The organism is Paenirhizobium cremeum, from assembly GCF_047553425.1.
Taxonomy (GTDB): Bacteria; Pseudomonadota; Alphaproteobacteria; order Rhizobiales; family Rhizobiaceae; genus Allorhizobium; species Allorhizobium cremeum.
Map to the genome: position 1 here is coordinate 4,154,370 of NZ_CP180217.1, position 13,232 is coordinate 4,167,601.

Below are 13,232 nucleotides of genomic sequence, written 5' to 3' on the forward strand. Positions count from 1 at the left end.
GCGGACGGATAAAAATCCAAAGGAATAGTTACCGTCAGACGCGCATCGGCATCAGCACATAAAGCGCATCGTCGCCGGCCGTGTCGCGAATGAGCGTTGGCGAGCCGGCATCGGCCAGCAGGAATATCGCGTCGTCGCCGGAAAGCTGCGCGGTGATGTCGAGCAGGTATTTTGCGTTGAAGCCGATCTCCATCGGGTCGTTCTCGTATCCGACGGCCACTTCTTCCGTGGCGCTGCCGGAATCGGGGTTGTTGACCGTCAAGAGCAGCTGACCATCGGAAAGGGCGAGCTTCACCGCGCGGCCGCGCTCCGAGGAAATCGTCGAAACGCGGTCGACGGCCTGGGCGAAAGTCTGGCAATCGACCCGCATTTCCTTGTCGTTTGCCGTCGGGATGACGCGCTGATAGTCCGGGAACGTGCCGTCGATCAGCTTCGAGGTCATGACGATGGAGCCGATCGTCAGGCGGATCTTGGCATCAGACACTTCGAGGGTGACGACGAGATCGGGATTGTCGACCAGTTTTTGCAGTTCGCCGACAGTCTTTCGCGGAATGATGATGCCCGGCATGCCTTCCGAACCCGAGGGAGCCTCGACGTCGGCGCGGGCCAGCCGGTGTCCATCTGTCGCGACCGCGCGCAGCTTCAGCGCACCGCCAGCCTCGATCGTGTGCAGGAAGATGCCGTTCAGGTAGTAGCGCGTTTCCTCTGTCGAAATCGCGAATTGCGTCCGGTCGATCAGCATCTTCAGGTCGGTCGCCTTGAGCTTGAAGGCATGGGTGAAGTTGCCGGCTGTGAGGTCGGGGAAATCGGCTTCCGAAAGGCACTGGAGCGAGAACTTGGAACGGCCGGAAGCGACCGTCATGGAAGAACCGTCCGGATTGGTCGCGAGCAGTACTTCTGCGCCGTCCGGCAGCTTGCGGACGATTTCATAGAGCAGATGTGCCGGAACGGTAGTGGCGCCGGCCTGTTCGACCATGGCTGGGGTGGCTTCGGTAATTTCGAGGTCGAGGTCGGTCGCCTTCATGGCGAGGCTTGCGCCTTCGGCCCGCAGCAGCACGTTCGACAGGATCGGGATCGTGTTGCGCCGTTCGACCACGCGATGCACATGGTTCAGCGATTTGAGAAGGTTGGACCGTTCAAGAGTAATACGCATGGACGCTACCGCTTTCGACCTGTCGCGGTCGCTGGAGGACCGCAATGCTCTTTCCGACTGCAGGCTGCGGCCGGATGATGTGGACGGGCAAAATGGCAGCAATTGCGCATGGATTGCAAGAGGGACGGTGCCGACCTCGTGTCAATTCGATACGATCAACGTTAATCCACAGAGGAAAGGATTGCCTTGCCCCTTGGCCGGGGCGGGGCGATAAAGGGTGATCGATGTGCAGGCGTGAACGGGAAGCAAAGTGACGGGCGACAGGAACGACGAAAACGGCCGCGAACGGACCTATCGGGTGAACGATGTGCGTGTCGCGGCCCGGCCGCTTCAGCCGGCGCTCTATCTGGTCGCGACCCCGATCGGCAATCTCGGCGATATCACGCTGAGGGCGCTGGAAACGCTGGCTGGCGCCGATGTGCTGGCCTGCGAGGACACTCGCGTCACCCGTGTCCTTCTCGACCGTTACGGCATTCAGAACCGTCCCTTCGCCTATCATGAACACAATGCCGCCGAGGCGGGGCCGCGGTTGATTGCAGCGCTTGCGGCGGGCAAGTCCGTCGCTCTGGTCTCGGATGCCGGCACGCCGCTCGTTTCCGATCCCGGCTATCGTCTCGGGCAATTGGCGATCGAGGCTGGCCACCGTGTGGTGCCTATCCCCGGCGCCTCCGCTCCCCTTGCGGCGCTGGTCGGCTCCGGCCTGCCGAACGACGCCTTCCTCTTTGCGGGCTTCCTGCCCACCAAGGACAAGGCCCGGCGCGACCGATTGGCGGAACTCGCCGAGGTCCCGGCGACGCTCATCTTTTTCGAGAGCCCCCATCGGATCGGCGATACGCTTGTCGCGGCCGCCGATGTGCTCGGTTCGGAGCGCTCGGCCTCTGTCTGCCGCGAGCTGACCAAGACCTTCGAGGAATTCCGGCGCGGTACGCTCAAGGAGCTTGCCGCCGCCTATGCCGACCAGGCGGTGAAGGGCGAGGTGGTGCTGGTCGTCGGCCCGCCGCCGGAAAAGGCCGCACCCGATGCGCGCGAAGTGGACGGTCTTCTTCTCGAACTTGCGGGCAGTCTGCCGACCGCCAAGGCCGCGACGGAAGCGTCCAGGATTACCGGTCTTCCCCGCAAGGAACTCTATCAGCGACTGCTCGATCTCAAGGGCGCAGCATGAGCGATATCCGGCCCGGGGAAAAGCAGAAGACGAGCCCCGGTCCAAATCGCGGACGGATGAAGGCCGAACGGCGCGGCCGGGTCTCCGAATATGTCGCGGCCCTTTATCTCCTCATGAAAGGATATCGCATCGTCGCCATGCGTTACCGCAGCCGGGGCGGGGAGGTGGATATCATTGCCCGAAAGGGCGTTGTGATCGCGCTGGTGGAGGTTAAGGCCCGGGACAGCGCCCAAAGGGCCGTCGATGCGGTCGGCTTTTCCTCGCAGCAGCGTATCCGTTCCGCAGGCGATCACTGGCTGTCGCGCCAGCGGGATGCGACGGCTCTTTCGGTCCGATGCGATATCGTGGCCATCGTTCCAGGCCGATGGCCACGGCATTTCATCGACGCTTTCTAACCACCTGACCTATCCGCGACATGGGATTGCGGATTGTCATCCCCCTGTCATGTAAGTTTCAAGGGCGCGTCACAGAAGCCGAATAATGCAGTCCTCACCCCAACACCGGCGGAGAGGATTTATCCATGTTCAAGAAGCTTTCACTGGCAGCGCTGGCCCTGTCCATGACCGCAAGCACCTCGCTTGCTGCGACCAACATCACCTGGTGGCATGGCATGGGCGGCCGTAACGGCGAAGTCATCAACGAAGTCGCCCAGAAGTTCAACGAAGCCCAGAGCGAATGCGCGCTGACGCCGGTCTCCAAGGGTTCCTATGAAGAAGCCCTGTCCGCCGGCATCGCGGCCTTCCGTTCCGGCGAGCAGCCGAACATCCTGCAGGTCTTCGACGCAGGCGCCGCCACCATCATCAACGCCAAGGGTGCCGTCATTCCGGCCGAAGACCTCATCAAGCAGGCCGGCTATGATTTCAACCGCGAAGACTTCATCGAAGGCGTTCGTTACTTCTATGCCGACTCCACCGGCAAGTTCGTTGGCATGCCGTTCAACTCCTCGGCTCCGATCATGTACATCAACACCGACGCCCTGAAGAAGGCCGGTGTCGAAGCTCCGAAGACCTGGGAAGAGTTCGAAGCCATCGCTCCGAAGCTCAAGGAAGCCGGCTACATTCCGCTCGTCCAGACCCAGCTCACCTGGGAATTCACCGAGAACTTCTTCTCGCGTCATAACCTGCAGTTCGCTTCGAACAACAACGGCTACGACAGCATCGTCGACACGAAGATCAACGTGACCGATCCGAACCACGTCATGATGTATGAAAAGCTGAAGGCCTGGTACGACCAGGGCCTGTTCGGCTACTACGGCGCCGGCTGGAACGACAACCAGAAGCCCTTCGAAGAAGGCAAGGTTGCGCTCTGGATCGGTTCTTCGGGTTCGTTCGGCGGCCTGCAGAAGACCGCGACCATGCCCTTCTCGGCAACCTTCCTGCCCTATTGGAAGTCGATCATTCCGGAAGGCGTGCACACCTTCATTGGCGGCGCCTCGCTGTTTGCCATGGCCGGCAAGCCGGAAGCCGAAAACAAGTGCGTCGCTTCCTTCTTCCACTTCCTGACCTCGCCGGAGATCCAGAAGTTCTACCACCAATCGACCGGCTACGTCGCCATCACCAAGGCGGCCTACGAGCTGGCCAAGAAGGAAGGCTACTACACCGAGAAGCCGGCCGCCGAAGTCGGTATCCAGCAGCTTTCGCTGCCGGGCGCCGAGTGGGACAAGGGCTACCGACTGGGCTTCTATCCGCAGATCCGCTCGGTGATGGAACGCGAATACAACCGTATCTTCTCCGGTGAAACCACGCCGAAGGACGCGATGGAAACCATCAAGAAGGAAGCCGACGAGCTGCTCGCCCGCTTCGCCAAGACGGCCGGCTGATTTCCGGAACCTGATGTGATGATGAGCTCCCGGGGGCTGCGCCCCCGGGGTTTGCTTTGAAAGGCACCCGATGAAGCGCGTCCAGTTTTCCTCGCGATTTCTACCCTATCTGTTCCTGTTGCCGCAGTTCGCGATCATCGCGATCTTTTTCTACTGGCCGTCGGCGCAGGCGATCCATTCCTCGTTCTTCATCGAAGACCCCTTCGGCTTCGGCGCAAGTTTCGTCGGATTGAGCAACTACACCGACGCCCTGAATTCCGCGGAATATCTGAAGGTCGCCCGTTTCACGATCGTCTACAGCCTGATCGTCACCTTTCTTACCCTGTCGCTCGGCCTGCTCCTGGCGCTGAAAGCCGATGCCGTCATTCGCGGCCAATCGGCCTATCGGACACTGCTGATCGTCGTCTATGCCATCGCGCCCCCGGTCGCGGGCCTGATCGGTATGATGTTCTTCGACCAGCATATCGGCCCCTTTGTGAAATTCGTCTCGCTGTTCGGCTGGCACATGAAGGTCGGGATCAACTACTTCGACACCGCCTTTGCCATGGTGGCCGTCGCTGTGTGGAACCAGATCCCCTATAATTTTATCTTCTTCCTGTCCGGCCTGCAGGGCATTCCGACCTCCATTCGCGAGGCCGCGGCGATCGACTGCAAGTCGGGAACGCGGCGCTTCTGGACGGTCATCCTGCCGCTCCTGACGCCGACCGCCTTCTTCCTGCTTATCATCAACATGACCTATTCGCTGTTCGACACCTTCGGCGTCATCGACGTCATCGTGAAGGACAAGGCGGCCAACAATCCGATCACCCTGGTCTACAAGGTCTATCTCGACGGTTTCCGCGGCAACGATCTCGGCGCGTCCTCGGCCCAGTCGGTGATCTTGATGGTGGTGGTCCTGGTGCTGACGCTGATCCAGTTCCGCTTCATCGAACGCCGCGTTCACTACGGTTGAGGAGAGGCGCATGTACAGAACAAAGTTCTTCGACCACCTGATCCTGATCGCCGGCGTCGTCCTGATGCTCGGGCCGCTGGTGGTCGCCTTCACCACATCCACGCACAGCGCCGCTGAAATCCATTCCAAGGGGCTGATGCTGGCGATCGGCGACCAGTTCGACGAGACCTATAGCAGGGTGCTATTCCATGGCGGCGGCTTTACAGGCCAGGTGACCGGCCTGACCATGGCCTGGAATTCGCTGATCCTCGGCGTCGGCTTCGCTGTCGGCAAGATTGTGCTGTCGATGATGGCCGCCTATGCCATCGTCTATTTCCGCTTCCGCTTCGCGACGCTTGCCTTCTGGCTGATCTTCACGACGCTGCTTCTGCCGCTCGAAGTGCGCATCATGCCGTCCTATCAGGTGATGAGCGACCTCGGCCTGCTCAACACCCACACCGGGCTGATCCTGCCGCTTCTGGCGTCGGCGACCGGCACTTTCTTCTTCCGGCAGTTCTTCAAGTCCGTGCCGGACGAGCTGTTGGAGGCCGCGCGCATCGACGGTGCCGGGCCGATCAAGTTCTTCTTCGACGTGCTGGTGCCGCTCTCGCGCACGATGATCGCAGCGGTTTTCATCATCATGTTCGTCTATGGCTGGAACCAATATCTCTGGCCGCTGCTGATGACGACGGACGAAAGCTTCTACACCCTGATGCGCGGCATCAAGCAGATCCTGCAGGTCTGGGTCGGCTCGCAGATCCCCGACTACAACGAGGCTTTCGCCATGGCCGTGCTCGCCATGCTGCCGCCCGTCATCGTCGTGGTGATCTTCCAGAGCTGGTTCATCAAGGGCCTGACGGAAACCGACAAGTAGGAAAGGTTGAGCCCATGGCTTCCATTCATATCGACCAGGTCTCGAAGATCTACGACGGCGGGGTTCGCGCCGTCAAAAGCATCGACATCGATATCGCCGATGGCGAATTCATCGTGCTCGTCGGTCCGTCCGGCTGTGGCAAGTCCACGCTCTTGCGCATGGTCGCCGGGCTGGAGACCATTTCGGAGGGCACGGTCAGCATCGACGACCGCATCGTCAACCAGATCGAGCCCGCCGACCGCGACATCGCCATGGTGTTCCAGAATTACGCGCTCTATCCGCACATGACGGTCTACGACAACCTCGCCTACGGCCTGAAGAACCGCAAGACGCCGAAGGCGGAAATCGAGGCGCGTGTGGCGGAAGCTGCCCGTATGCTGGAGATCGAGCCCTATCTGAAACGCAAGCCGCGGGCACTTTCGGGCGGCCAGCGCCAGCGCGTTGCGATGGGCAGGGCCATCGTGCGGAAGCCCGCGGTCTTCCTGTTCGATGAGCCCCTTTCCAATCTCGATGCCAAGCTGCGTGTCACTATGCGCGGCGAAATCCGCAAGCTGCAGCGCCGTCTCGGCACGACCGCGATCTACGTGACCCACGACCAGCTCGAAGCGATGACGCTTGCCGACCGGCTGGTGGTGCTGAATGGCGGTGCGATCGAGCAGATCGGTACGCCGCTCGAGGTCTATCATCGCCCGGCCTCCACCTTCGTTGCGAGCTTCATCGGCTCTCCCGCGATGAACCTTGTGCAGGGGATGGTGGAAGGCGGGAAACTCTCCGTCGGAGATGCGGCGATCTCATTTCCGGGCGGCCTGCCGGTTGAAGGCGAGGTGACTGTCGGCGTCCGGGGGGAGGATCTGATGCCTGCCGCCGCAGACGAACCGTCCCTGCCGTTCAAGGTCGATTATGTCGAGGAACTCGGCGCCCATCGCCTCGTCCACGGTCTTGTCGGCGGCCAGCCACTGACTGCCGTTATTGCGCTCGGCACGGAAATTCCGGCGCAGATGCGTCTCGCGGTCATGCCGCAGCGGCTGCATTTCTTCGATCGCGCCAACGGCCGGCGGATCGCGGCTTCATCGGCGGAGGTGCCGCAGGTCGGAGAGGCAAATCCGGTGATGGAAGCGTCTCCGGCATGATCGTCTCCACCGTTTGCAGCCTCGCCGCCTCGATCCGGGGCGGCGAATTCCTGCAATTTTAGCGATCCCGCGAACGATAATATAACCGCTCTTTGGTAGCGTTCCCGCGAAATTCACAAGTGGATGGGAACGGAAATGCCTTTGAAGCTCCTGATTGCCGGCATGGCCGGCGTGCTGATGACCATGCCGCGCCCGCGCCGTTTCGGCGATGTCCCGCCGGTCGTCTCGGCCAATAGCGGCCATCTCGCTTTGAAGCCCGCGCCGATCAATCCCGAATGGATCATTCGGGGAACGCCGATCGCCCGCGTCGGCGATCATTCCACCAGCGCGGACGAAGCAAGTTCGACGGCCGTGTGGGATTGCACGGCGGGGGAATTCCGCTGGTATTTCGGCTGGGACGAAACCGTGGTGATCCAGGAGGGCGAGGTGCACGTCACCGCGGAAGACGGCACGGAGCGCATCCTGCGGGCAGGCGATATCGCCTATTTCCGCGGCGGCACCTGGGCAACCTGGCGCGTGGACGAATACGTGCGCAAGATCGCCTTCCTGCGCAAACCCTTTCCCGAGCCGCTGGCAATCCTCTATCGTATCCGCAACGCGCTGCGTTCCCCGACCGCAAAAAGCGTGCTCGGCTGATCCGCCTATCAGCAAAATTGAAGACCGCGGGACGTTGCCTTTGGCCTTGAGGAAGCCTAAATCTCCAAGGCTTTCAACAGGGGCAGGGTCATGGCGAAGATTCTCAATGTCGCGGTCCAGATGGACCACGTCTCCACCATCAATATTGCGGGGGACTCCACTTTCGCAATGAGCCTGGAGGCGCAGGCCCGCGGCTATCGGCTTTTTCACTATACGCCGAACCAGCTCAGCATGCGCGACGGCCGCATCTTCGCCACCGTCCAGCCGATGCAGTTGCGTGACGTGAAGGGCGACCATTTCACGCTCGGCGAGGCCGAACAGGTCGATCTCTCGACCATGGATGTAGTGCTGCTCAGGCAGGACCCGCCTTTCGACATGGCCTATATCACCTCGACCCATCTGCTCGAACGCATTCATCCGAAGACGCTGGTCGTGAACGATCCGGCCTGGGTGCGCAATTCGCCGGAGAAGATCTTCGTCACCGAATTTGCTGATCTCATGCCGAAGACGCTGATTACCCGCGATGCAGGCGAGATCGCCCGCTTCCGCGAGGAGATGGGCGATATCATCCTCAAGCCGCTTTACGGCAATGGCGGCGCCGGCGTTTTCCATTCCGCTCGCGACGATCGCAACTTCTCGTCGCTGATCGAGATGTTCCACCAGATGTTCCGTGAGCCCTTCATTGCCCAGGCCTATCTGCCGGCGGTGCGCAAGGGCGACAAGCGCATCATTCTGGTCGACGGCGAACCCGTCGGCGCCATCAACCGCGTGCCGGCCGAACACGACAGCCGTTCGAACATGCATGTCGGCGGTCGGGCCGAGGCAACCGAACTCACGGCACGCGAGAAGGAAATCTGCACCCGCATTGGGCCCGCGCTGAGGGAGCGTGGCTTCCTGCTGGTCGGCATCGATGTCATCGGCGATTACATGACCGAGATCAACGTGACGTCGCCCACCGGCATTCGCGAAGTGAAGAGATTCGGTGGCGCCGATATTGCAGCGCTCCTGTGGGACGCCATCGAAAAGAAGCGCGCCTGACCGCGCTCCGGATCGCAGCCGTGTGCGATCCGGTTTTGTTCGCCAAATGCAACCGGCGACAACCTGTTTCCGACTTTAACGCGAATTTGTTCCGTTAATGTTCTTGTTTTTGCATTGCGATCGTGCAAGATTGCAATCGGCAGCCCGCGCAAGATGTAGTTGCGCAGATGGCCAGCAGAGGGGCGAGCAGGGGAACGGGCGATGGTGGCGCGTGTCAGTACGGTTGCATTTCAGGGCATAGAGGGCGTTCCGGTCGATGTTCAGGTGATGGTCGCGCCGGGCAAGATCGGCATGCAGATCGTCGGCCTGCCGGACAAGGCGGTGGCCGAAAGCCGGGAACGGGTACAGGCAGCGCTTCATGCCTCGGGACTGGCGCTACCGCCGAAGCGGGTGACGGTCAATCTCGCTCCCGCTGATCTTCCCAAGGAAGGCTCGCATTTCGACCTGCCGATCGCGCTTGGCTTGATGGCCGCACTTGGCGCCATTCCCGCCGATGCGCTTTCCGGTTATGTCGTCATCGGCGAACTCAATCTCGATGGGACGATTGCCGCCGTGGCCGGCGCCCTTCCCGCCGCAATCGGGGCGAACGGCATGGGCAAGGGCCTGATCTGCCCGGCCGAAAGCGGCGCCGAGGCTGCCTGGGCGGGGTCGGACATCGATATCCTGGCACCCCGCAGCCTGATTGCGCTTGCCAACCATTTTCGAGGCACCCAGGTTCTGTCCCGGCCGCAACCGGCGATACGGGCGCCCGCCGCCAATCTGCCTGACCTCGCCGATATCAAGGGACAGGAGAGCGCCAAGCGGGCGCTGGAAGTCGCTGCCGCCGGTGGCCATAATCTGTTGATGGTCGGGCCTCCCGGCTCCGGCAAGTCGATGCTGGCGGCCCGCCTGCCGTCCATCCTGCCGCCGCTTTCCGCCGCCGAATTGCTGGATGTCTCCATGGTGCATTCCGTCGCCGGCCAGCTCTCGGGCGGCAAGCTTTCCGACCGGCGGCCGTTCCGCACGCCGCATCATTCCGCCACCATGGCAGCTCTTGTCGGGGGCGGTCTGCGGGCACGGCCGGGCGAAGCCTCGCTCGCGCATCACGGCGTACTTTTCCTCGATGAGTTCCCGGAGTTTTCGCCGCAGGTGCTGGATGCGCTGCGCCAGCCCCTGGAAACGGGCGAATGCATCATCGCGCGGGCCAATCACCGGGTCTCCTATCCTGCCGATTTCCAGCTTGTGGCGGCAATGAACCCCTGTCGCTGCGGCATGGCGGGAGAGCCGGGACACACCTGCGCCCGCGGCCCGCGTTGCCTCACCGATTATCAGGGACGGATCTCCGGCCCCCTGATGGATCGCATCGATATCCGCATCGATGTGCCGGCCGTTTCGGCCACCGACCTCATCAAGCCGATGGCGGCCGAGCGAAGCGAAGATGTCGCCCGTCGCGTTGCCGCTGCCCGCGAACGGCAACGGGAGCGTTTTGCGACGGCCGGTATCGCGGGCGTGGCGACCAACGCCCGTTGCTCGACGGCGATGATCGAAAAGTTTGCGGAACTGGACGCCGGCGGCACACAACTCCTGAGGGATGCGGCGGAGAAATTCAGGTTTTCAGCCCGAGCCTATCATCGGGTGCTGAAGGTTGCGCGAACGCTTGCGGATCTCGACGGAGCGGCGATGCTCGGGCGCATCCATCTCGCCGAGGCGATTTCCTATAGAATCCCGTCGGAACGGCTCTCTGCCGCCGCGTGAAGCTGGGCCGGATGAATCCGGAAGGCGAAAGGGGCGCCATGTCGCGCCCCTTGATGCGGTGCAGAGCCGGACGGCTGTTATTCGCCGAGGCCGGCGAAAAGGGCCGTCGACAGATAACGCTCGGCAAAGGACGGGATGATGACGACGATGGTCTTGCCGGCATTTTCCTCGCGGCTGCCGACCTTGATCGCCGCCGTTAGCGCGGCACCGGAGGAGATACCGACGGGTACACCCTCAAGCCGTGCCACGAGCCGCGCGGTTTCGAAAGCTTCATCATTGGTGACGGTGACGATTTCGTCATAGATCGCGGTGTCGAGGATTTTCGGAGCGAAACCGGCGCCAATGCCCTGGATCTTGTGGGGGCCGGGATTGCCGCCGGAGAGCACGGGACTGTCGGCCGGCTCGACGGCGACAACCTTGATCGAAGGTTTTTTCGCTTTCAGCACCTGGCCGGCCCCGGTGATGGTGCCGCCCGTGCCGATACCGGCAACGAAGATGTCGACCTTGCCATCCGTGTCGTTCCAGATTTCCTCGGCGGTCGTCTTGCGATGGATTTCCGGATTGGCAGGGTTTTCGAACTGCTGGGGAATGATGGCGTCCGGCAGCGTCGCGGCCAGTTCCTCGGCCTTGGCGATTGCCCCCTTCATGCCCTTCGGCCCCTCGGTCAGGACCAGTTCCGCGCCGAACAGCGCCAGCATCTTGCGGCGCTCGATCGACATGGTTTCCGGCATGGTCAGGATCAGCTTGTAACCCTTTGCCGCGGCGGCAAAGGCGAGTGCGATACCTGTGTTGCCGGAGGTCGGCTCGATGAGGGTGGTCTTTCCGGGCGCAATCTTGCCCTGAGCCTCGAGGCTTTCGATCATGGCGACGCCGATACGATCTTTCACCGAGGCGATCGGATTGAAGAACTCGAGCTTTGCCAGAAGATTGGCCTTCACTCCCTTCTCCTTCGCGAGCTTGTCGAGGCGCACGATCGGCGTGTCTCCGATGGTCTCGGTGATCGAGTTGTAGACGCGGCCGCGGCCCGGCTTCTTGGCTTCCGACATGATCTTGCTCCCTGGAAATGCCCTTTGTCGGAAATCACAATAGGATCAAAACCGACCGCTCGCCAGAAGCCTTCATCCGCTTGGCGCCGATAGTCTGGAAAAAACGCTGCGACCCGATGCCTCGATTGCGAAAGTCATTCCAGCCTATGCGCGGGTGGCGATATAGGCGGCGGTACCGGCCAGAACGCTGGCCGCCGAGCGGTTCAGGGCCTTGAGGGCTGCCGGCTTTTTCAGAAGCGACCGGGCCTGCGAGGCGAGCAGGATGTAAGGCACCAGAACCGCCATCAGCACCGCGAAAGTAATGCTCACAAGCAGCGCGTAATCCTGCGCGCCGATCTTGTCGAGAGGAAGCAATGTCGGCACCAGCGCGACGTAGAAGAGCATGGTCTTGGGGTTTCCGAGCGTTAGTAGAAAACCGGAGAGGAACGACAGGCCGGCATGGGTCGAGCGCTGCGCCTCGATGTCTTGTGGAAGCAGTCCGGCTGTCCAGAGTTTCCAGGCGATGTGGCAGAGATAAAGCGCGCCGAGATATTTGATGATGAGAAACGGCGTGGTGAAGGTCTGCGCCACCAGGGCGAGACCGAGGACGACCGCGGTCAGGTAGCAGAGGTCGCCAAGGATGAGGCCGAGCCCCATGAAAAATGTCGAACGGAAACCGGAGCCGAGGGCCCGCGCGACGATCGCCGTCATGCCCGGTCCGGGAATGGCGGCGGCGATGAAGAGTGCGCCGCTATAGGCGATAAGGGTGGCGGGTGTCATGGTTTCCTCCTCGTGGAAGCCGGGTTCCAATGACCAGGACTGGGCCGCGAATCCGGTTGCCGGGATTGCTCCGGTCTTCGGTGACGCCCTATCGTTCCTCGCGCGAACTTGCAATGGTGACAGGATTGCGCTTGCGGCGGGCGTTCTGGCCCGCATAGGCTTGCGGCGCCCGCCTTTGTCCGACATTTCCAATTGGATTTCCGATGCCTTCTCCGCCTGCCATCCTCGCATTTGCCCTGATCTGCCTTGGCATGGTGCTCACGCCCGGGCCGAACATGATCTATCTGGTGTCGCGATCCATCTGCCAGGGGCCGGTCGCCGGCCTCGTTTCGCTTGGCGGCGTGGCGCTCGGCTTCGTCTTCTACATGCTGATGTCGGCGCTCGGCATCACCGTCCTCATCATGGCCGTGCCTTTCGCCTATGATGTTCTGAAATTCGCAGGTGCTGCCTATCTGCTGTGGATGGCATGGCAGGCGCTCAAGCCGGGCGGGCGCTCGCCCTTTCAGGTGCGCGACCTGCCGAAGGATAGCCCCCGCAAACTCTTCGCCATGGGCCTTGTGACGAACCTTCTCAATCCGAAGGCCGCCGTTCTCTATCTCTCACTGCTGCCGCAGTTCGTCGATCCCGCCAAGGGCAGCGTTCTTCTGCAGTCGGTGGTGCTGGGGAGCACGCAGATCGCCATCAGCGTCACGGTCAATTCCATGATTGCGCTGATGGCGGGATCCATTGCCATCTTCCTTGCGGGCCGTCCCTTCTGGATGGTCGTTCAACGCTGGTTGATGGGCACGGTGCTGGCGGCGCTCGCCTTGCGGATGGCCACGGAAGCGCAGCGCTAGAGCATTTCCAGCAAGAGCGAGGTCGCTTTTGCGTTCGGAGAATGCGTTAAAACAAAAAGATAGGGCAATTCCTGCAAAAGCGGAAACCGGTTTTGCCTCCGGAAATGCCCTGAA

13 protein-coding genes are annotated in these 13,232 nt (G+C 61.8%); 10 read left to right on the plus strand and 3 right to left on the minus strand.

Annotation, left to right across the window (positions count from 1 at the left end; all coding sequences use genetic code 11):
* Positions 1–34 precede the first annotated feature (34 nt).
* Positions 35–1,153, minus strand: coding sequence for a DNA polymerase III subunit beta (dnaN, locus tag ACLBKR_RS20090; RefSeq protein WP_112827639.1), 1,119 nt, complete (start codon positions 1,151–1,153; stop codon positions 35–37).
* Between the two features lie 250 nt (positions 1,154–1,403).
* On the opposite strand from dnaN, the gene rsmI reads away from it, so the two are divergent.
* The 9 genes from rsmI (at position 1,404) to ACLBKR_RS20135 (ending at position 10,477) form a co-directional block, all read left to right on the plus strand.
* Positions 1,404–2,315 carry a 16S rRNA (cytidine(1402)-2'-O)-methyltransferase gene (gene rsmI, locus ACLBKR_RS20095; RefSeq protein ID WP_113338434.1) on the plus strand — a complete coding sequence of 304 codons (912 nt, stop codon included), beginning with the start codon at positions 1,404–1,406 and terminating at the stop codon, positions 2,313–2,315.
* Entirely contained in the window at positions 2,312–2,710 is a 399-nt protein-coding gene (locus ACLBKR_RS20100; protein ID WP_113437240.1) for a YraN family protein, read from the plus strand. Before rsmI ends, ACLBKR_RS20100 begins: the two co-directional genes overlap by 4 nt.
* 125 nt (positions 2,711–2,835) lie before the next feature.
* Entirely contained in the window at positions 2,836–4,134 is a 1,299-nt protein-coding gene (locus tag ACLBKR_RS20105) for an extracellular solute-binding protein (RefSeq protein ID WP_113438951.1), read from the plus strand.
* A 70-nt stretch (positions 4,135–4,204) separates the two neighbouring features.
* Positions 4,205–5,086, plus strand: a complete 882-nt coding sequence (locus tag ACLBKR_RS20110) for an ABC transporter permease subunit (protein WP_113446993.1) — start codon at positions 4,205–4,207, stop codon at positions 5,084–5,086.
* Positions 5,087–5,096: 10 nt separating this feature from the next.
* Positions 5,097–5,939 (plus strand): sn-glycerol-3-phosphate ABC transporter permease UgpE, encoded by an 843-nt coding sequence (gene ugpE / locus ACLBKR_RS20115; RefSeq protein WP_112827644.1) that lies wholly within the window; start codon positions 5,097–5,099, stop codon positions 5,937–5,939.
* A gap of 14 nt (positions 5,940–5,953) precedes the next feature.
* Complete coding sequence (locus ACLBKR_RS20120) at positions 5,954–7,069, plus strand: sn-glycerol-3-phosphate import ATP-binding protein UgpC (RefSeq protein ID WP_112827645.1); 1,116 nt, start codon at positions 5,954–5,956, stop codon at positions 7,067–7,069.
* Between the two features lie 162 nt (positions 7,070–7,231).
* Positions 7,232–7,705, plus strand: coding sequence for a cupin domain-containing protein (locus ACLBKR_RS20125; RefSeq protein ID WP_414901843.1), 474 nt, complete (start codon positions 7,232–7,234; stop codon positions 7,703–7,705).
* Positions 7,706–7,795: 90 nt separating this feature from the next.
* Positions 7,796–8,743, plus strand: coding sequence for a glutathione synthase (gene gshB, locus ACLBKR_RS20130; protein ID WP_113437237.1), 948 nt, complete (start codon positions 7,796–7,798; stop codon positions 8,741–8,743).
* Positions 8,744–8,944: 201 nt separating this feature from the next.
* Positions 8,945–10,477 (plus strand): YifB family Mg chelatase-like AAA ATPase, encoded by a 1,533-nt coding sequence (locus ACLBKR_RS20135; protein WP_112827647.1) that lies wholly within the window; start codon positions 8,945–8,947, stop codon positions 10,475–10,477.
* 77 nt (positions 10,478–10,554) lie between these two features.
* On the opposite strand, the gene cysK is transcribed toward ACLBKR_RS20135, so the two are convergent.
* Together cysK and ACLBKR_RS20145 are read right to left on the minus strand one after the other, a co-directional pair.
* The gene (gene cysK, locus ACLBKR_RS20140) at positions 10,555–11,523 is read right to left on the minus strand and encodes a cysteine synthase A (RefSeq protein ID WP_113338419.1); all 969 of its coding nucleotides are present in this window, start codon (positions 11,521–11,523) and stop codon (positions 10,555–10,557) included.
* A gap of 144 nt (positions 11,524–11,667) precedes the next feature.
* Complete coding sequence (locus ACLBKR_RS20145; RefSeq protein ID WP_113446989.1) at positions 11,668–12,282, minus strand: LysE family translocator; 615 nt, start codon at positions 12,280–12,282, stop codon at positions 11,668–11,670.
* A 203-nt stretch (positions 12,283–12,485) separates the two neighbouring features.
* On the opposite strand from ACLBKR_RS20145, the gene ACLBKR_RS20150 reads away from it, so the two are divergent.
* Positions 12,486–13,118, plus strand: a complete 633-nt coding sequence (locus ACLBKR_RS20150; protein ID WP_113446988.1) for a LysE family translocator — start codon at positions 12,486–12,488, stop codon at positions 13,116–13,118.
* The last annotated feature ends 114 nt before the right edge of the window (positions 13,119–13,232 follow it).